The organism is Flavobacterium granuli (assembly GCF_031456055.1).
In the GTDB taxonomy this organism is placed as follows: Bacteria; Bacteroidota; Bacteroidia; order Flavobacteriales; family Flavobacteriaceae; genus Flavobacterium; species Flavobacterium granuli_A.
In genome coordinates this window covers 1-18,743 of sequence record NZ_JAVDTX010000002.1, presented here as the reverse complement: position 1 = coordinate 18,743, position 18,743 = coordinate 1, and the positions used below count along the sequence as shown (strand labels likewise).

Below are 18,743 nucleotides of genomic sequence, written 5' to 3'. Positions count from 1 at the left end.
TTAAAATTAAATAATTGCATCTAATATCATTCTAACACATAGTAATTTATGAAAATTTTAACTATACCGTAATTTATCAAAATTAGTTTTTATAGCCTTACTTTTAAAATCTATTTTTATTATTTTTACAAGCATTACTTTACAACAAGACTATGAATACAATTGCGGAAAATATAGCTGACTTTTTGAAAGAATACCCACCATTTGACAACTTGACTTTCCAGGAACTATCAGCGATTGCAACAAGTATTCGTGTTTTGAATATGGAAAAAAACGAAACTTTATTCCAAATAAATGATAAACTGCATGATTGTTTCTATGTAGTTGCCACTGGTGTTATCCATTTATCCGTTATTGCAGATGCCGAAGAAACTTTATTAAATAAATGTCATGCAGGTGATGTGTTGGGATTAAGACCGTTTTTTGCCAAAAACAATTACATGATGACGGCCAAAGCCCGTGAAGAAAGCATTATTTATGCCATCCCAATTGTCACTTTTAGGCCTTTTGTAGCCAATAATCCAGATGTACTGAATTTTCTCTTGGAAAGTTTCGCTACCAATACTTGGAATCCAAAAGAAAAAGAAAATTTAAGAGGGAAATTAGCCAATGACAATGTCGTTTATATTGACCAAAAGTCAGAAATGCAGTATTTTCAGTCGTTAACTTACAGTAGAATACCACTTACGGCAACTATTAATGACATTGCCAAAGATGTTGCTTTGCGAATGACCGAAAATCTTACTACTAGTGTGCTTATTTGCGACAATCAATTACCTATTGGAATAGTAACTCATACCGATATGTGTTCCAAAATTGCCACAGGATTGTTTCCTTTGACTGTTACTATGAAAGCAATTATGTCTTCTCCTGTTGTAACTGTTGTTGAAAATGTCTCTTTGGCCGAAGCACAGCTTTTAATGCTAAAAAACAGTGTTACTCATTTGTGTGTCACTTCAGATGGAACCGATAAATCTCCTGTAAAAGGCGTGATTTCCGAACACGATCTGATTATTGCTCAAGCCAACAACCCTGGTGTTTTAATCAAAGAAATCAAAAGAACTTCAAATGCCAAGGAACTAAAACACCTTAGAGAAAGATTGACTGAATTAATACAAAATTCAATTCATAAAAACATTCCACTTTCTAATATAAACAATATTTCCAGTGAGATAAACTCGGCTATATTAAAACGTGCCGTCGAATTGTCTATTTTGGATTTAGGCTCCCCTCCTGCGCGATTTGCTTGGTTGAGCATAGGAAGTCAAGGAAGGAAAGAGCAATTATTACTTACGGATCAAGACAGTATATTGATATTTGAAGATGTAGCTCCTGATAAATACCGAGATGTACGTGATTATTTCTTAAAATTAGCAAAGAGAACAACTGCAATTTTAGAAAAAGTTGGCTATGAATTATGCCCAAATGGTCATATGGCAAGCAATATGCTGTGGTGTAAATCATTGACAGACTGGACTAAACAATATGACAGTTGGATGAATACTCCAGGTGAAAACAGTAACGACCTTAGTAGTATTTTCTTTGATCTAGAACTTGTTTTTGGTGAGAAAAAGATATTCGAAGCCATCGAAAATGTTATCCTGAAAGATTTAGATCATAACACCTTGTTTTTTGATTTCCTCGGTAATGATGCGTTACGAAAAAATTCACCTCTTACTTTTTTCAAAAAATTTGTTCTGGAAGAAGAAGGTCCTAATAAAAACAAATTTGATATAAAAACGAGAGCATTAATGCCTTTAATTGACGGAGCTAGATTGTTTGCTTTGCATTTTAAAATCAAAGGACTAAACAATACCTACTCCCGCTTTAAACAATTAGCCATTATTGACTCCAAAAATTCAGATATTTACCTAAATTGTGCTGAAGCATTTTTAACTTTATCAAAATTCAGAGTGAATGAAGGTTTAAAAAACGAAAATTCTGGACAATATATTAACCTAAGCGAACTAACCAAATTAGACAAAGAAAAATTAAAGAATGCCTTAGTCCCAATGAAAGAACTGGAAGAATTAATTAAAACTAATTTCAAACTAACGCAATTTTCATAATGATGCTAGATTGGCTAAAAAATATAAATAAAGAATATCCTGATTTTTGGAAAGCTTACCTCGCTAAGTTTGAACATAAATCAAAACGATATGTTGTATTATCCACAGAAACTTCTGGATTAAATCCTGACAGGGATGTTATATTGTCCATCGGTTCCTTTGCCATCGTGAACAATAAAATTCATATCGGTGACAGTTTTGAATCTATTTTACTACAATACAAGTATTTTCATGATAACGGTTTATCAAATGAGTTTATTTTGGAAAGCAAAATGAAAAAACTAAGTGAACCAGAAGCAATTCACGCCTTTATAGATTATATCGGAAATGCCGTTTTAATTGGTCACCACGTAGATTTTGATGTCGATATGATCAATAGCGCACTATTACGACTGGATTGCGGAAGATTAAAAAACGAAGCATTGGACATCGATGTAATGTATCGAAAATTGGTAGATATCAATGACAAGCAATTTTCACTTGATGAATTATCAGAAATTTTCAAACTACCGAAAAGCTATCGAAGATCTCCTTCAGAAGATGCTTACTCTATTGCGTTACTGTTTTTAAAACTGAAGAACAGATTAGGAATAAAATAACCTTTTAGTTATTAGCATAGGCTTCCACTATTAAAATTTGAAGCAGAAAATTTAGTATTTTGGCAATATCATCCTGTTTTCCGTAACAATCTCACAAGACGAACACCGGCTTATAAGGATTTTCACTTCAACCGGGGCTAAAGAGAGATCAGGCTTTTTTTATCATGATTAAAAAAAAATCAATTACAACGATATCACCTTTTGAAAACGCCCATGATGAGTTATTGAAACAGGACAAATTACATTTGAACCAGTATTCAAAATATATGGAATGCCATTCTCTTTTTCAATGCTTTTCAAAGATTCCAAAGACTTTATTTTATTAAAAATAGAAATCTCAGAAACAGCTACTGAATAAATGTAGGAATCTGTAATTAGGGTTTGTGTATGAAAAACAAAACTATCTATAGAGACGGTTCCCGAGTTTTCATCCACATAATGACATTGTAATCGGCTAGGAAAATAACCTCTGACTCCTGTAATTCGATTGTAAATTTTATAAGAAGCCTCCTTTCTACTCCATAAATTCCAAAGCATAAGCTCAGAATTAGTATCATTCAGAATCAAGCATTGTTCTTTCTGAGAAAATATTTTATCTAGAAAACCTTTCCTCCTCCAATTGCTTTCTTTTTGAGCCAATTCAATATCTACTATATCATTACCTATCATCTTTTTACCAATTCAGTCTCAATTATTCCAATAGCCGACTTTACATTGATCATTTTTTCCATTGACTCATTATCGATCATGATGTCAAACTTTTCTTCAATATCCAAAATCACATCAACCAAATTAGCCGAATTAATTTTCAAATCATTTATAAAATCGGTTTCTTCTGTTAGAGAATCAAATGCCTCTTGATTCTGAATATAGGGTCTTACAATACTCTTTAATTGTTCTAATGTCGCTTCTCTATCCATAAATTATTTATTTCATTTAACAAAACACCTTAATTATCAATCACTAAGATATATATTTTTTAAAAACTACACATCCATTTACATCACCAAAACCAAAACTAGCTTTCATGACAATATTCAAATCTTTTTCAATAAGTTTTAAAGGGATTCTTGATGAATCAAGGATTTTCGAAATTTCAGGATGCAAATCTTCGCAATTTATATTCGGAAAAATAAATCCCTGGTGTAATTGCAAAACACTCGCTACACTTTCTACACTCCCCGCTGCCGATAAACAATGTCCAACAGTTGATTTTAACGAATTGACATAAGGAAAATCCGTTCCTCCTCTACCTAAAGCCAAACTCCAATTTGATACTTCCAAACTATCCTTACTAGTAGCCGTAAGATGACCATTAATCACATCAACTTCTTGAGCTGTAATTTCTGAATTATTCATTGCATTCTGAATACATCTTTGAACAGCATCAGGATTAGGCGCGGTCAGTGTTCCTAATCCTCTTTGTCCACCAGAATTCAAATCACCTCCTAATACTTCAGCATAAATTCTAGCACCACGCGCTAAAGCCGTTTCTAGATCTTCTAAAACCAAAGCCCCAGCTCCACCAGCAGGCACAAACCCAGAAGAGCTTTCTGACATAGGTCTCGAGCCTGTTTCAGGTGAATCATTATGTTTAAAAGTACAAACTCTCATAGCATCAAATCCTCCCCAAACATAAGGCCCGGAATCACTGGTGCTTCCTGCGAGCATTCTTTTTGCTTGACCGGATTTTATACGATCATACGCCATAATAATACTTTCGGTTCCGGTAGTACATGCCGAGGAATTGGTTGTCACTTGATTTCCCAAACCTAATTTCCCCGCCAAATAAGCACTTATTCCACTGCTCATTGTTTGAATCACAGTGGTGCTTCCCAAATTTCTAACTTTATAATCGTCTATTTTATAAATACTTTCTCTGAATTTTTCAATTCCCGAAGTTCCTGCACCAAAAATAGTTCCGCTGTCCCAATCGGGTTCATCTCGAATCTCTACTGATAAACCAGCATCTTTCCAAGCATCAATTCCTGCAATAACACCATATAAAATTCCAGTTGCATTAAAATTTTTAAGCTCCAGTTCCGTAAAATATTGTAATGCCAATTCCATTGAAACATCAGGCTTTCCGGCAATTTGACAAGAAAATTTTAATCTTTCTAATTCTTCAAAATGTCTAATTCCCGAAATTCCTTTTTTTATCGAACGCTGAAACACATCAAGACCAACTCCATTTGGAGCAACTACGCCAAGACCTGTAATAACAACTCGATTTTTCATTTTTAATTACAATTTCAAACTATCATACCTGCAATTATCCCACTACAGACTATTTCACCTTTATCATTTTGCATACTAACTTTGCATTTTAATTTTCCAAATCTGAAATATATTTTTTCCGAAACAACCGTTACTTTTTCGTTTGGAAAAACAGGTTTAAAAAAATCAATACTAGTTGATGTTAAAGCGATTAGCGATATTGAACTTATATTTTCATTTAACAAAAAAACACCAAGACAAACCAATCCAATCTGAGCCATAACCTCTGTCAAAATCACACCGGGTGTAACCGGATTTTCTTTGAAATGCCCTTTATAAAAATCTAGTTTTTCATCAAAAGTAAACTCCCCTTCCACTCCGTCTTCATCTATCCGGATAATCTTATCCACAAACAGAAACGGCTTGGAATAGGGCAATTTTGAAATTATATCTATTTTTTCCATTGATTTCTCTTAAAACAAACAAAATCAAAAATCTTTTTACCGTACTAAAATTGCAACAACACTCTTTGAGCTGAAAATCCAGGTCCAAAACTCAACATTAAGCCCTTAGAGCCTTTTTCTAGTTTTTTATCCATAAATCGCTCCAAAACATACAATACAGTTGCACTCGACATGTTCCCATAAAGCTTTAAAACAGCTTTAGTGTCATCTATGTTTTTTCCGTATTCCAAAAAGAGATCTTCTACAATTTGAACAATTTTTTTTCCACCAGGATGAAAAATCAAGTGGTCAATATCTGATATTTCTAAACTATTCTTTTTTAGAAAAGGGTGAATAATATCTCCAAAATGAGAACTTATTGTTTCAGGAACCTCAATATCCAAAACCATCTGCAACCCTGAATTAGTGAGTTTAAATCCCATCATATGAATATTATCAAAAAAATGATACATTTCTTCGGCTATAATCTCAGGTCCTTCCTCATCTTCCACCGATGAAAGCAAAACACAGGCCGCTCCATCACCAAAAATAGCCGCGCTCACAATGTTTGCCATCGAAAAGTCATTTAATTGAAATGTAGCTGTCGGACTTTCTATCGCAATAACTGCCGCTTTTTTTCCTGGATTTGCCTGAAGAAAGTTTTTAGCATAAATAATTCCTGAAATTCCTGCCGCACAACCCATTTCAGTAACTGGCAACCTCACAATATCTTGTCGTAATTTTAAACTGTTAATCAAATAAGCATCCAAGGAAGGAATCATAATCCCAGTACAGCTTACTGTAATGATATAATCCAAATCCTCAGGCTGCCATTGGGCTTTTTTCAAAGCTTTATTCAGGACTTTTTCACCCAAATCGATAACTTCCTTGATATAAATGTCATTTTTTTCTTCAAATGAGGTGTTTTCAAAAACTGTAATAGGTTCCATTATTGAATACCGCTTTTCGACTCCGGCTCCCTCAAATATTTTCATTACTTTTCGAATAAAACGCTCTTCTTGACCTTCTAACCAAATATTCAAGAAAGGAAGAATCTCCTCCGTAGTTCTCGAAAACTTCGGTAATTGCTTGGCAACACATTTTATTTTTACGCTCATTTATTTTCTTTTGGGGTCTATTTTAAAAACAAAATATTGTTATTTCTCTACAATCCATTGATACCGAAAAGCCCATTTCCATTGAATACTGTATTTTTTAAATCTTAAATTTTCAGAAAACGCAATCAACTCTTCTTTTTTAAAGCCTCTCAATATAGAAGTCAAACCATCTTCTCGAGACATTTTATTCATTCGGAAAACAAAGCAAAGCAACTGAAACAATCTATAAGCAACTGAATTCCGATGTAAATCATTTACAACAAAACCAAGTTTCGAATTCTTATTAAACAGTTCTAGCAACCTAACAATTTCATCGTTTTTAAAATGATGCAAAGTCAAGGTACAAAGCACTATATCACAATTTAACTCACTAAAAGATTCACTAAATATATCTTCGCACCTATATTTAATATTAGGATAATTAACAGATAAATCAGTTGCATAATTTACGGTGAAATTATTAGCATCTACCCCAACTAACTCTAAATTTAAATTATTCTGAAAACCAAAATCAGCCAGTTTTCGCAACATATCTCCGTTTCCGCAACCAACATCCACAATCGTGATTGATTTTGAATTCGAGTCTTTTCTAAGTAATCTTTCAACACCTTTCAAAGTCAATTGATTCCCTCCCAAAAGTTGATTTATTTGCGCAATTTTGTCCAATGCTTTTTTTAAGGCATCTCCCTCCAACTCAAAATCATCCATTATTTCAGGATTGCTCGTTCTATATTGAGTATTCACAAGGACCATTTTAATCATTTAGGAATTAAATTGAATTGCTTTCATTATTGAAATTTAGGACATTCAACAATAATTGATTTTCCGTGGGTCTGCTTAATAATAATGGTTATTAAAAATGGGAATTTAATCATTATTTTCATCAAAACAGCAGAAAGTTTTTGTTTTTGCAGTAAAAAAGCCAAAATACGCCCAATTCTTAATCTTTTTTTAAAATTACCGTTCCATTCCGCAATGTGCTTCTTCTCCAATTCATCTCTGGATTTTATCTTGTTTTCATAAAAATCACCAATCAGTTCCGAAACGTTTTTTGCGCTGTGAATCGCAATCGCCATGCCGTTTCCACACAAAGGATGAATCAAACCCGCCGTATCACCAATCATCAAAACATGATTTTCCACCGTTGCTTTTTTATCAAACGAAATCTGGCTGATTGTCAATGGAGTCTCAAAAATCATTTTACTCGAATCAAAAATCATTTTCAAATGCGGATTCTTACTTACAATTTGATTCTGATAATCTTCAATACTTTTGTGTTTTTTGAATGATTCATAACTAGCCAAATAACATATATTTATAACATTGTTTTCTACTTTTGAAACTCCACAATACCCTCCTTCAAAATTATGCAAACCCACCACATCATTTGGAAATTCACCTGAATAATGAGCTTTTACAGCAAGCCAATGTGATTTTTTCTGAATAAACTCCCTTTTTAACTTTTGATCAATATTCGATCGTTTGCCAAAAGCTCCAATCACTATTTCAGAACTAATAATCCTGTTATTCAAAGTTGAAACAGTAAAAAGATCATTTTTATAATCAATATCATCAACGTAGTCATGAATAATTTCACAACCATTCTGTAGTGCCTTTTTACAAAGAAAAGCATCTAAAGCATACCGACTGATTCCAAATCCGCCAAGAGGCAAATCACAGCTAACCCTTTTACCATCAGCAGTAGAGAAATCTAGTTTTGAAATATAAGCAGGATTTAATTCGGATATATTTATCGAAAGCCAATCTAGATAAGATAGGGTTTCATTTGAAATATATTCACCACAAACTTTATGTTTAGGAAATTCATTTTTTTCTATCACAACAACTTTTAGTCCGATTTTGGATAAATGAATAGCAGCTGTTAATCCGGCCAATCCTCCTCCAACAATTGTAACCGCCTTAGTTGTATCCATAGAAAAGTCAATTTTAAAAGGTTGGATTTCAAAACAAAGGTGAAAATACGTAAATATCCACTCAATTCCGAATTCAAATCGATTTTTAAAAGAAAATATAAAGCCTGAAAAATAAATTGCTTTTTGATTTTTCTAACCCTATATTTGCTTTCGAATAAAAAAATCTATGGAACAATTTATAGTATCGGCACGCAAATACCGTCCCCAAACATTTAAAGATGTAGTGGGACAAAAAGCGATTACCAATACATTACTCAACGCCATAGAAAACAATCACTTAGCTTCAGCTCTTCTATTCACAGGGCCTCGTGGTGTTGGAAAAACTACCTGCGCGCGAATTTTGGCACGAAAAATTAATCAGCCAGGCTATGATGATCCTAACGAAGATTTTGCTTTCAATGTCTTCGAATTGGATGCTGCTTCTAACAATTCTGTTGATGATATCCGAAATTTGATTGATCAAGTTCGTATTCCGCCACAAACTGGACAATACAAAGTGTATATCATTGACGAGGTTCATATGTTGTCTTCGGCTGCTTTTAATGCTTTCTTAAAAACATTGGAAGAACCGCCAAAGCATGCCATTTTCATATTGGCTACGACCGAAAAACACAAGATTATTCCAACGATTTTATCACGTTGTCAGATATTTGATTTCAAAAGAATTACCGTAAAAGACGCTAAAGAACATCTAGCCGATGTAGCAAGCAGCCAAGGTGTCGCTTTTGAGGATGATGCACTTCATATTATTGCCCAAAAAGCGGACGGTGCCATGCGTGATGCCTTATCTATTTTTGACAGGGTGGTTTCTTTTTGCGGAAATAACTTGACTCGTCAGGCTGTTACCGAAAATTTAAACGTTTTAGATTACGAAACCTACATTAATGTCACCGATTTAATACTGGAAAATAAAATCCCAGATTTGTTAATCGCATTCAATGATATTTTAGCCAAAGGTTTTGACAGCCATCATTTTGTTTCAGGACTGGCTACTCATTTCAGAGATTTATTGGTAAGCAAAACTCCTTCTACTCTAGTTTTATTGGAAGTTGGTGAGCAAGCACAAAAAATGTATGGCATTCAGGCTCAAAAATGCAGTCAGGACTTTTTACTGAAAGGAATTGACATTGCCAATGATTGTGATTTAAAATACAAAGCCAGCCAGAATCAACGACTACTTGTTGAACTTTGCTTGATGCAACTTGCCTCCATCACTTATGATGGAGAAAAAAAAAAGTTGAGCAATTTATAATTCCGCCTACTTATTTCAGAAAAACAGATTATTCCATAGTTGAAGTTTCTAAAAAAGAAACTATTAATCCTAATAGCAATATTAATATAGAAAAGGTTGAAATTACCAAACCTATTGTTGTTTCTGAAGAAAAACTACAAACTTCAAGTCCTACAACATCAAGCACACTAAGTAACGAAGCTAAGTTTTCGGCTTTATCACTTTCTAGTATTCGAGCCAAAAAGTCTTTAGAAGAAAACTTAAAAGGTTTTGTCAAAGAAGAAAATACCAATTTACCTTCTGAAGCTTTTACCGAAACCGAAATGCTTTTACAATGGACCAAATATGCTCAGCGTCTAGGAGAAAAAGGATACAAAATAATGGAATCCTTATTATTGATTAATGACCCAAAATTAGACGGTACCAGTATAACTTTTGAACTTCCAAATGAGGGTTCAAAATTAGACTTCGAAAGTGAAATGATTGGTCTTTTAAGACATTTGCGTGGACATTTGCATAATCACGACATCACTATCGAAGTAAATGTCAATGAAAGCATCGAAATAAGAAGAAACTTTACTGACCAAGATCGTTACAACAGATTTTTAGAAATCAATCCGAACATTGAATTATTGAGAACTACTTTTGGTTTGGATTTAGATGCCTAATTTATTCGTCATTACTACTCTTTATGACAGAAATGAGTATTTTATATCATAAATTGTTATTTTTATACCAATTGATAACGAACTATAACGTTATTTTTAAACTTTACTAACAATTTAAAAAACTAAAAATGGAGAATAAACCAGCTAATCCAGCTCCTTTAGGCCTTTTGGGATTTGGAATGACCACAATTTTATTGAATATTCACAATTTGGGATTTTTCCCAGTAAGTGCCGTCATCATATCTATGGGTATTTTTTATGGGGGACTAGCTCAGATAATAGCCGGAATATTGTCATACAAAAACGGAAAAACATTTGCAGGGACCGCTTTTACTTCTTATGGCTTCTTTTGGCTTACCTTGGTTGGAATTTGGCTTTTACCAAATACGGGATTTGAAATGGCTGGTACAACTCCAGCACCATTTTTCGGCTGTTATTTAACTCTTTGGGGGATTTTCACCGCTTTTATGTGGTGGGGAACTTGGGGTGGCAGTAAAGTACAGCAATTTGTATTCTTATCATTAACAATTTTATTTTTCGTTTTAGCTATTGAAAAATTTACCGGAATAGAAGCCTTGGCTCCAGTTGCAGGAGCGATTGGTGTAATTTGCGGAAGTAGTGCTTTTTATTTAGCAGTAGCCGAACTTTTGGAAGAAACAAAAAACAAAAGAGTGTTACCTTACTAACATTAAAAACCTAATTATATTAAAAGCAAAAGGCACAAAACAAATATTGTTTTGTGTCTTTTGCTTTTAATCGGTTTTATTTTCTTTATTATAAAACCTAAAAAGCATCAATATCCAAATTCCAATCCAACTCATTACTGTACCATAATTGCCCTTGAGAAACTACTAAAGGGCAATCAAAATTATTGGTATACAACGCCCCTGTTCCCAATCCTTGAGGCAATGAATTATTCAATGTAAATGTCCATTGAGCGATAGCATTAAGACCAATATTACTCTCTAAAGCCGAAGTAATCCACCAACCGATATTATGTTTTTCTGCCAAGGAAATCCATTCTTGAGTACCTCGAAATCCACCCACAAAACTAGGTTTCAAAATGATATATTGTGGCTTAATTTTAAGCAGTAATTCTTCTTTTTCAACAGTCGTAAAAACGCCTATCAGCTCTTCGTCGAGTGCAATCGGAAAAGGAGTCGTTTTACATAGCTCTGCCATACTGTCAGTGTTATTTTTTTGAATTGGCTGTTCGATACTATGTAACTTAAATTCAGCTAGTTGAATTAATTTACATAAAGCCTCATTTGAATCAAAAGCACCGTTTGCATCAACTCTTACTTCTACTTGTCCCGGAGTAAAATGTTGTCTGATAAAGCGCAATAATTGCAGTTCTTTATCAAAATCTATGGCGCCAATTTTGAGTTTAATGCATTTGAATCCATCGGCTAATTTTTCTTCGATTTGTTGCTTCATAAAAACCTCTTCTCCCATCCAAACCAACCCATTTATTTTGATTGATTTTTCCCCATTTGTAAAACTTGACGGAAAGAGTAAAAAAGGTGTTTCACTCGTCAAAGACAAGAATGCCATTTCAACTCCAAACTGTATTGAAGGAAACTCTAATAACGCTTCCCAAAGTTGATCTTTTCCAAGATGAATATTATTGCAAGTCCATTTTAATTTTTCTTCATAATCGGGACGATCATCAATACTCAAACTTCTAAGAATGCCGCACTCGCCTATTCCCTTTTTACCATTTTGTTCCAGAATAATAAACCAAGTTTCTTTTTCTGTCATCACGCCACGAGAAGTTCCTGATGGACGTTTGAAGTTTAGAATGTATTTGTGGTAAGTTGCAAACATATTTTTTAGATTTTAATAAATAATGAACAACAATTACCTCAAACAGAGCGCTGTTCACTGTAAACTGAATACTACATACTGATCGCTATTCTTTCAATAATTTCAAAACTCTCTCGAAATCCTGATTCTGAATCCCAGCTTTTTGGAAAACTTTGAAATCTTGTTCCGTTTTTTGAATCCAACTCAAACTGTCAGTAACGTTTTGATTTTGGTATTTTTTATAGATTTTTTTGGCTTCTTTGTAATTATCACTCAGTAAATATGCATGAGCTAAATTCAATTGAATCAAAAGCTCTGTATCGTCGAGTTTTTCACCGTCTTTTAAGTATTTCAAAGATTTTCCATACTGTTTGGTCAAAAGATAACAACTTCCAATCGCATTATAATCCAGCACCGTAGCTTTTCCATTATTGATTATTACGGCTAATTTCTCAATTGCAGCCCCATATTTACCATTTTTTATCAAAAGTGACGCTTCTTTACGCAAATCAGCAGAAACAGTCGGAGATGTGTTTGTTTCGCTTAAACAAACATCACCAGCATCTTTAAAAACTTTGGAACGTTCCATAGGCAATAACTTTTGAAATTCTTGAAATTTATATTTGTCTTGGATTTTTCCCAAAACGCATACACAAAAATTGTCCGAGTTGGTCATTTTTTGAGCCAAATTAGAAGTTTTGCATTGGTCAATAATAGATTTTCTGTTATCTACGCTCCATCCTCGGCTTAATTTTTTATCTACCCAAGGCACAACTTCCAAAACTATTTTTTGTTTCATGATCCAGTTTTTGCTTTCAAAACCAAACCATAACACTGATGAATTCCCATTCAGACAGCTTGACTTATCAACAGAAAGACGTTTTGCATCTTTACTCAAAGGTTCGTTTTGAATCAAACAAGATTCAAGTGTTTTTCCTGAATCTTTATACTCTGTTGCCAATTTATCTGTAGAAAAAATGGCATACGTGCATTTATCGTCACCGGATATTTTTGACAAGACAAAAACGGCTCCCGCAGAACCTTGACTGATTCCGGTTGGATCTGGAATTGATTTTAGAACAGAAACCAAACTGCTCGCCAGTTGCTGATTTTCATCCAAAAGAGTAATTCTATATACGATTTCGGTAGTTCCAAGCGGTAAATCTTCAGTTTTGATGACAATACGGTCTCTTGCCGAAACGTTTATTTCCTTGGTGGTGGATCTATCTTTATCCCAATAACCGTCTTGTTGCGAGAAAGAAAAAGTGGTAAATAGAAGTGTAAATAATAAAAGAAGTTGTTTGGTCATTATAAAAATGATTAAAATATTTTTGATTTAAGATTAAGGAATGATCTTGAAATCCGGAATTTCCTAGCCCTGATAGTAGTAAAAATCCTTGTGAGCCGGTGTTCGGTTCACAAGATTGTAACGGATAGCAGGATAAAGCTCCTAATTATAATTCAATAAAACTACTTATTTCGAGTAACATCAAGTCTTTTCCTTTGTCAAAGAACTTCTTGATGGCTTCCTCGTGGTTGATTTCGATGTATCCAAATGTATCGTAATGGTAACCTAAAATTTTATCGCATTCGATAAAATCGGAAGCAATTATGGCGTCATCGACATCCATCGTGAAATTGTCACCAATAGGCAAAATAGCCAAATCGAGTTTGGTTCGCATCGGGATGAGTTTCATATCCATTGTGAGAGCTGTATCGCCGGCAATGTAGATGTTTTTGTGTTCGCCCTCGATTACAAAACCGCCGGGATTCCCACCGTAGCTTCCGTCAGGAAACGAACTCGAGTGGATTGCGTTTACATATTTTAGTTTTCCGAAGTCAAAATTCCAGCTTCCACCGTGATTCATCGGGTGTGATTGAAAACCTTTTTTTCCATAGTATCCCGCGATTTCAGCATTGGAAACAATCACAGCATTTGTTCGTTTGGCAATGGCTTCAACATCGAGAATATGGTCTCCGTGAGCGTGTGTCAAAAGTATAAAATCGGCTTTTAGTGTATTGATATCAATATGTGAAGCCTGAGGATTGGCCGAAATATAAGGATCCACTATTATATGCTTGCCACCAACTTCTATTCCCAAAGAGGCATGGCCGTAGAATGTTATTTTCATTTTATCTTAGATTTAAAATTAAAATATTTCAAAAATTTTGAGATTATCTTCCTCCCAAGAAAACATTTACTATGATGTCTGAAATCAACGAAATCATACAAATAGATAATAATATAGAAAGCATAAAGGTACTTATCGCCACTTTCTTTAATTCAGGATCAAGCAATTTTGGGTCTTGGTTTTTGTAAACCGTGATTAAATGTTTTGTCAACGGAATATAGGCCAATAAAAACAAGTATTGGTCAAAATGAAAACCGCTCAATACTGCAAAAACAAGCACTGAAACCATAGCCGAAACGATTAGGAAATAGTGGTATTTTTTGGCTGCTTCAGCTCCCATTTTTACCACCATCGTATTCTTTCCAGATTTGGCATCTGAAGCTTGGTCACGCATATTATTCAAATTCAAAACACCAACACTTAATAATCCAATTGCAGTGGCCGGTAAAATAAGCACCCAATCCAATTGTTTTGAGTACAAGAAATTAACACCCAAAGTACTCACCAATCCGAAAAACACAAAGACAAAAATATCGCCATATCCGCGATATCCATAAGCAGAAGTTCCCACCGTGTAACGAATCGCAGAAGCTATGGCCAAGATTCCCAATACTAAATAAAATAAGGAATAAACAAGATTACTCTCTCCAAAAGCAACATAAATCAAGAATATTGCTGAAGCCAAAGTTAATATCGAAGTAATCACTAGTGCTTTTTTCATAGCCTGTGGAGTAATTACACCACTTTGAATTGCACGTTTTGGCCCTACTCTATCTTCATTATCGGTTCCTTTTACGCCATCACCATAATCATTGGCAAAATTAGAAAGTACTTGCAAACCTAAAGTTGTCAATAACGCAAAAGCAAATATTTCCCAATTGAAAACTTCGGTTGGTGTGAGTACATTATCGGTAGGGTTTGCAAGTGCATACATACTTCCAACAATAATTCCCGATACAGATAATGGTAATGTTCTTAATCTTGCGGCTTCAATCCAGTGTTTCATATTTTATGTTTAAAGTTTTGAGTTCCATGTTTTCAGACTCCAAACTTGAAACCTAAAACTTGAAACTATTTTTTTTTACATCCAATTACTATCGGAAGTTTCCATTTCGTACAACCAAAGGTTGACGTATTGTTTTATAGCTGTAAAATTACCCAATTGAAAACTAATATTCCCTCCTGCGGTATGTAAAGTTAAGGATCCAATATTGATATTTTTGTGCCAAAACAACTGCGAAGTGGTAATAGCCTGAATTTTACTGGGTAAAATAATTTTGTTAGTAACATCCCAAGCACCGCTTTGCAGGATTATGAAATCATTATTTATGTACAGTCGGTTATTTTTAAAAATATAAAACTGAATAATCCCAACAAAAACAACATACAAGAACATCAAATAATCAATCATAGGCATTTGTCCCATTATCAAATCCCTGACAAAATAGAATCCCAACAAAGGCAATCCAATTGTCAGAAAAACAGAAAATCCGAGTTTTCTAAAATTAGGTTTTAGCATCACTCCTTTTTCGGGGATTTTTTGAAACAGTAATTTCAGGATTGACTCCTTTTCCAAGTGGCTGCAACCCGGAATTTCAATATGCTGTTTGTGTTCTTCCTTTTCCCCGCCTGTTGCCTGTTTTATTTTAAGATTTAAAACGTTCATTTTCTTTTGGAAAAAATTCTGGGTAACACTTGTAATTTGAACTTTCTCAGGCTTTATAATCGTACTTTTAGTATTCAATAAACCATAAGAAAGTAATAAAGAGCCTTTTTGTCTAGCAATTTTATAATCAAAATAAGTAAAAATGGTTCTGACCAAATTAATAATGATAATAGTCAAAAAGAAAATGATAAATAAGACCGAGAATGCCGTCGCAACTTGGCTTCTGTCCACATAATCCTCAATATTTTGTTCATCTAAAACGTCCCTTCCGGTAATTTGTTTCACATGATCATAAACCGAAATAAAAAAAGCCAATAACACAAAAAAGCTTTTCACATAATTTGAAGTAATCCCAATTTTCAATAAACTCAGAAAACTGATTTTTATAAACGGAATTTCAGCATCATTCCTTTTCTCAATTGAAATTTCATTCGAGTAAGTAGAAACATCATGAGAGCCCAAAGACTTTTTACTTTCATTCTCCAATAAACGAGCTTTTAAGTCCAATGCCAAAGCGTGCGAAATTGCCTTGATACTCCCCTCTTTTTTATTGGAGCCCGCAGTATCAACAACCAATTCATAGACACCTACCAATCTTTGAATTAAAGACTGATTGATATTTACTTGCTGAATTTTATAAAGTTGAATAGTTGTTTTAGTTTTATTTAGAACACCTTCTGTGATAATAAACTCCTCATTTTCCTGATCGATATAAAACGTAAAGTTTAAGTATCTTAAATAGGAAACAATTCCAATAATAGCAAAAATAACCAAGATTCCAGCAACCAAATAAACTTTATTGATCTCGTTGAATTTAAAAATCCAAATAAGCAAAATAGGCCCTAAAGCTTTGGCATAACCTTGAAGGGAATAAATAAACATCACAAAAATCCCCACAATGGACTGTCTCTGAGGCTGACTAAAATCCTCCTGCATTATAATTGTTTTTGAATTTTACCCATCAACAATTGTTTGATGTTTTCAGCTTGTGCTTTGTCTATTCCAGGAATTTCTATATCACTGGAGCTACCGCCAGCTGTAAATATTTCTATTTTAGCCAAACCAAAAATTCGAGATAACAATCCTTCATGCAAAGCTACATGCTGTACTCTGTTATAAGGTATTACAAGAGTATTTGTGGCAATTATTCCGTGTCTGAACAATACATCATGATTTCGAAAGGCAAACCCTTTTTTATTGAAACCCAATCTAGAAAAGAAAAGTACAATGAATACCAAAACAACATAAATAATACTCAATTCTCTAATAAATACAACTAGTTCCTCATTAAAATACAATGCACCCCCTAAGCCTATTCCAGCAATCAAAAAGAAAACCGATAGACTTATTAAAATTACTTTCCAATAATTGGGATGCAAAACAGAGAATTCAACTTCTTCATATTTTGGAAGCTGTGTAGTGTCAATTGTTTCATTTGTAAAATCTTCCATTTAAAAATTTTATTAAAAATTTAAAGTTTCAAGTTTCAGCCTCAAAATTTGAAACCTGAAACTTGAAACTTTTAAACTTTTTATGGCAACCATTTTTTTTCAAAATTCGGTTTACGTTTTTCAAGAAATGCATTTCTGCCCTCTTTTGCTTCTTCGGTCATATAGGCAAGTCTTGTCGCTTCTCCCGCAAACACTTGTTGTCCCACCATACCATCATCAGTAAGGTTCATGGCGAATTTAAGCATTTTTATAGCCATAGGAGATTTACTTAAAACTTCCTGAGCCCATTGATAGGCAGTATCTTCTAATTCAGCATGTGGAATAACAGCATTGACCATACCCATTTCAAAAGCCTCTTGAGCAGAATAATTACGCCCTAAAAAGAAAATTTCACGAGCTTTTTTCTGTCCTACCATTTTGGCAAGATAAGCTGAACCATATCCACCATCAAAACTTGTTACATCGGCATCGGTCTGTTTAAAAATTGCGTGTTCTTTACTCGCCAAAGTCATATCACAAACAACATGCAAACTATGACCGCCACCAACAGCCCAACCAGGAACTACAGCAATAACTACTTTTGGCATAAAACGAATTAATCGTTGAACCTCTAGAATATTCAAACGATGTTGTCCATCATCACCTACATAACCTTGATGTCCACGAGCATTTTGATCACCTCCACTACAAAAAGAATACACTCCGTCTTTAGAAGAAGGCCCTTCAGCAGAAAGCAAAACCACACCTATAGAAGTATCTTCCTGAGCATCATAAAAAGCTTGATATAATTCAGATGTCGTTTTAGGTCTAAAGGCGTTACGCACATCAGGTCTATTAAAAGCTATTCTAGCAACACCATTACATTTTTTATAGGTTATATCTTCAAATTCTTTGGCAGTTATCCAATCCATTCTATTTACTTTTAAATTATTTTAGTGTAAAAATAAACCATTTTTTACTTTTTAAAGAATAAATAGAATTAAACCGCACATGTTAACCAATAAATATAAACCAAAACATCCCCACATAATTTATTACTTGCGAAATGCATTGGGCGTGCCTCCATTAGAAAAAGGATGCTTCCAATAGTATTACTAAGTCACCCACTATCCCTAATACTCTCGTGCAGTGCGCGTTACTTCGAAAACTTGCTCCCATCATTGACGCACTCATAACAACTTTAAGAAATTCTAAGAGTGTTTTATTTTAATAAAATCAATACATTATTTTATAAAGATGTAATTTTAACAACAAGTACACATTTATAAAAAATAAAGACAATATAAAAGACATTTTTTTAAAATTTTGTAAAACAAAAAACCCCTCATCGCTAGATGAAGGGTTTTATAAAAAAAGGCAGCGACATACTCTCCCACATAACTGCAGTACCATCTGCGCAGGCGGGCTTA

20 protein-coding genes are annotated in these 18,743 nt (G+C 33.9%); 5 read left to right on the top strand and 15 right to left on the bottom strand.

From position 1 onward, the window contains the following. The first annotated feature begins 152 nt into the window (after positions 1–152). On the top strand, positions 153–2,069 hold the full coding sequence (locus J2W95_RS04350) for a DUF294 nucleotidyltransferase-like domain-containing protein (protein WP_310004310.1): 1,917 nt from the start codon (positions 153–155) through the stop codon (positions 2,067–2,069). After that, positions 2,069–2,668 (top strand): 3'-5' exonuclease, encoded by a 600-nt coding sequence (locus J2W95_RS04345; protein ID WP_310004308.1) that lies wholly within the window; start codon positions 2,069–2,071, stop codon positions 2,666–2,668. The genes J2W95_RS04350 and J2W95_RS04345 overlap by 1 nt, the downstream gene beginning before the upstream one ends. A 183-nt stretch (positions 2,669–2,851) precedes the next feature. On the opposite strand, the gene J2W95_RS04340 is transcribed toward J2W95_RS04345, so the two are convergent. The 7 genes from J2W95_RS04340 to J2W95_RS04310 are packed head-to-tail and all read right to left on the bottom strand — an operon-like array spanning position 2,852 to position 8,380. Beyond that, positions 2,852–3,337, bottom strand: coding sequence for a 4'-phosphopantetheinyl transferase family protein (locus J2W95_RS04340; protein ID WP_310004306.1), 486 nt, complete (start codon positions 3,335–3,337; stop codon positions 2,852–2,854). After that, positions 3,334–3,588 (bottom strand): acyl carrier protein, encoded by a 255-nt coding sequence (locus tag J2W95_RS04335; RefSeq protein WP_310004304.1) that lies wholly within the window; start codon positions 3,586–3,588, stop codon positions 3,334–3,336. The genes J2W95_RS04340 and J2W95_RS04335 overlap by 4 nt, the downstream gene beginning before the upstream one ends. A gap of 43 nt (positions 3,589–3,631) precedes the next feature. Next, entirely contained in the window at positions 3,632–4,906 is a 1,275-nt protein-coding gene (locus tag J2W95_RS04330) for a beta-ketoacyl-[acyl-carrier-protein] synthase family protein (protein WP_310004302.1), read from the bottom strand. 14 nt (positions 4,907–4,920) lie between these two features. Continuing rightward, complete coding sequence (locus tag J2W95_RS04325; RefSeq protein WP_310004301.1) at positions 4,921–5,349, bottom strand: 3-hydroxyacyl-ACP dehydratase FabZ family protein; 429 nt, start codon at positions 5,347–5,349, stop codon at positions 4,921–4,923. A gap of 44 nt (positions 5,350–5,393) precedes the next feature. Further along, complete coding sequence (locus J2W95_RS04320) at positions 5,394–6,446, bottom strand: type III polyketide synthase (protein WP_310004300.1); 1,053 nt, start codon at positions 6,444–6,446, stop codon at positions 5,394–5,396. A 39-nt stretch (positions 6,447–6,485) separates the two neighbouring features. Further along, positions 6,486–7,199 carry a methyltransferase domain-containing protein gene (locus J2W95_RS04315; RefSeq protein WP_310005377.1) on the bottom strand — a complete coding sequence of 238 codons (714 nt, stop codon included), beginning with the start codon at positions 7,197–7,199 and terminating at the stop codon, positions 6,486–6,488. Positions 7,200–7,234: 35 nt separating this feature from the next. Continuing rightward, positions 7,235–8,380 carry an NAD(P)/FAD-dependent oxidoreductase gene (locus J2W95_RS04310; RefSeq protein WP_310004297.1) on the bottom strand — a complete coding sequence of 382 codons (1,146 nt, stop codon included), beginning with the start codon at positions 8,378–8,380 and terminating at the stop codon, positions 7,235–7,237. A 166-nt stretch (positions 8,381–8,546) separates the two neighbouring features. Here J2W95_RS04310 and dnaX point away from each other — a divergent pair, with 166 nt between their 5' ends. Then, a complete protein-coding gene (gene dnaX, locus J2W95_RS04305; protein WP_310004295.1) occupies positions 8,547–9,632 on the top strand; it encodes a DNA polymerase III subunit gamma/tau in 1,086 nt (361 codons plus the stop codon). Positions 9,633–9,660: 28 nt separating this feature from the next. Here the strand turns inward: dnaX and J2W95_RS04300 are convergent, their stop codons facing one another. Beyond that, positions 9,661–9,954 carry a hypothetical protein gene (locus J2W95_RS04300; RefSeq protein WP_310004293.1) on the bottom strand — a complete coding sequence of 98 codons (294 nt, stop codon included), beginning with the start codon at positions 9,952–9,954 and terminating at the stop codon, positions 9,661–9,663. Between J2W95_RS04300 and J2W95_RS04295 the strand changes: the two genes are divergently transcribed. Together J2W95_RS04295 and J2W95_RS04290 are read left to right on the top strand one after the other, a co-directional pair. Next, positions 9,935–10,279, top strand: a complete 345-nt coding sequence (locus tag J2W95_RS04295) for a DNA polymerase III (RefSeq protein WP_310004291.1) — start codon at positions 9,935–9,937, stop codon at positions 10,277–10,279. The two genes, J2W95_RS04300 and J2W95_RS04295, sit on opposite strands and share 20 nt — an antisense overlap. A 128-nt stretch (positions 10,280–10,407) precedes the next feature. Continuing rightward, positions 10,408–10,965, top strand: coding sequence for an acetate uptake transporter (locus tag J2W95_RS04290; protein WP_310004288.1), 558 nt, complete (start codon positions 10,408–10,410; stop codon positions 10,963–10,965). Between the two features lie 97 nt (positions 10,966–11,062). On the opposite strand, the gene J2W95_RS04285 is transcribed toward J2W95_RS04290, so the two are convergent. The 7 genes from J2W95_RS04285 to J2W95_RS04255 form a co-directional block, all read right to left on the bottom strand. Then, positions 11,063–12,106 (bottom strand): o-succinylbenzoate synthase, encoded by a 1,044-nt coding sequence (locus J2W95_RS04285; protein ID WP_310004286.1) that lies wholly within the window; start codon positions 12,104–12,106, stop codon positions 11,063–11,065. Positions 12,107–12,191: 85 nt separating this feature from the next. After that, the gene (locus tag J2W95_RS04280) at positions 12,192–13,394 is read right to left on the bottom strand and encodes a tetratricopeptide repeat protein (RefSeq protein ID WP_310004284.1); all 1,203 of its coding nucleotides are present in this window, start codon (positions 13,392–13,394) and stop codon (positions 12,192–12,194) included. A gap of 145 nt (positions 13,395–13,539) precedes the next feature. Continuing rightward, positions 13,540–14,217 (bottom strand): metal-dependent hydrolase, encoded by a 678-nt coding sequence (locus tag J2W95_RS04275; protein ID WP_310004282.1) that lies wholly within the window; start codon positions 14,215–14,217, stop codon positions 13,540–13,542. 43 nt (positions 14,218–14,260) lie between these two features. After that, positions 14,261–15,223 (bottom strand): 1,4-dihydroxy-2-naphthoate octaprenyltransferase, encoded by a 963-nt coding sequence (gene menA, locus J2W95_RS04270; RefSeq protein ID WP_310004280.1) that lies wholly within the window; start codon positions 15,221–15,223, stop codon positions 14,261–14,263. 75 nt (positions 15,224–15,298) lie between these two features. Continuing rightward, complete coding sequence (locus tag J2W95_RS04265) at positions 15,299–16,819, bottom strand: PH domain-containing protein (RefSeq protein WP_310004278.1); 1,521 nt, start codon at positions 16,817–16,819, stop codon at positions 15,299–15,301. After that, entirely contained in the window at positions 16,819–17,334 is a 516-nt protein-coding gene (locus J2W95_RS04260) for a PH domain-containing protein (protein ID WP_310004276.1), read from the bottom strand. The genes J2W95_RS04265 and J2W95_RS04260 overlap by 1 nt, the downstream gene beginning before the upstream one ends. 80 nt (positions 17,335–17,414) lie before the next feature. After that, a complete protein-coding gene (locus J2W95_RS04255) occupies positions 17,415–18,245 on the bottom strand; it encodes a 1,4-dihydroxy-2-naphthoyl-CoA synthase (RefSeq protein ID WP_310004274.1) in 831 nt (276 codons plus the stop codon). Positions 18,246–18,743: the final 498 nt, after the last annotated feature.

Coding starts and splice junctions, on each gene's coding strand:
- J2W95_RS04350 (WP_310004310.1), top strand. CDS start 153: ATGAATACAATTGCGGAAAATATAGCTGACTTTTTGAAAGAATACCCA.
- J2W95_RS04275 (WP_310004282.1), bottom strand. CDS start 14,217: ATGAAAATAACATTCTACGGCCATGCCTCTTTGGGAATAGAAGTTGGT.
- J2W95_RS04280 (WP_310004284.1), bottom strand. CDS start 13,394: ATGACCAAACAACTTCTTTTATTATTTACACTTCTATTTACCACTTTT.
- J2W95_RS04310 (WP_310004297.1), bottom strand. CDS start 8,380: ATGGATACAACTAAGGCGGTTACAATTGTTGGAGGAGGATTGGCCGGA.
- menA (WP_310004280.1), bottom strand. CDS start 15,223: ATGAAACACTGGATTGAAGCCGCAAGATTAAGAACATTACCATTATCT.
- J2W95_RS04255 (WP_310004274.1), bottom strand. CDS start 18,245: ATGGATTGGATAACTGCCAAAGAATTTGAAGATATAACCTATAAAAAA.
- J2W95_RS04325 (WP_310004301.1), bottom strand. CDS start 5,349: ATGGAAAAAATAGATATAATTTCAAAATTGCCCTATTCCAAGCCGTTT.
- dnaX (WP_310004295.1), top strand. CDS start 8,547: ATGGAACAATTTATAGTATCGGCACGCAAATACCGTCCCCAAACATTT.
- J2W95_RS04290 (WP_310004288.1), top strand. CDS start 10,408: ATGGAGAATAAACCAGCTAATCCAGCTCCTTTAGGCCTTTTGGGATTT.
- J2W95_RS04285 (WP_310004286.1), bottom strand. CDS start 12,106: ATGTTTGCAACTTACCACAAATACATTCTAAACTTCAAACGTCCATCA.
- J2W95_RS04335 (WP_310004304.1), bottom strand. CDS start 3,588: ATGGATAGAGAAGCGACATTAGAACAATTAAAGAGTATTGTAAGACCC.
- J2W95_RS04315 (WP_310005377.1), bottom strand. CDS start 7,199: ATGGTCCTTGTGAATACTCAATATAGAACGAGCAATCCTGAAATAATG.
- J2W95_RS04330 (WP_310004302.1), bottom strand. CDS start 4,906: ATGAAAAATCGAGTTGTTATTACAGGTCTTGGCGTAGTTGCTCCAAAT.
- J2W95_RS04260 (WP_310004276.1), bottom strand. CDS start 17,334: ATGGAAGATTTTACAAATGAAACAATTGACACTACACAGCTTCCAAAA.
- J2W95_RS04295 (WP_310004291.1), top strand. CDS start 9,935: ATGCTTTTACAATGGACCAAATATGCTCAGCGTCTAGGAGAAAAAGGA.
- J2W95_RS04320 (WP_310004300.1), bottom strand. CDS start 6,446: ATGAGCGTAAAAATAAAATGTGTTGCCAAGCAATTACCGAAGTTTTCG.
- J2W95_RS04265 (WP_310004278.1), bottom strand. CDS start 16,819: ATGCAGGAGGATTTTAGTCAGCCTCAGAGACAGTCCATTGTGGGGATT.
- J2W95_RS04340 (WP_310004306.1), bottom strand. CDS start 3,337: ATGATAGGTAATGATATAGTAGATATTGAATTGGCTCAAAAAGAAAGC.
- J2W95_RS04345 (WP_310004308.1), top strand. CDS start 2,069: ATGATGCTAGATTGGCTAAAAAATATAAATAAAGAATATCCTGATTTT.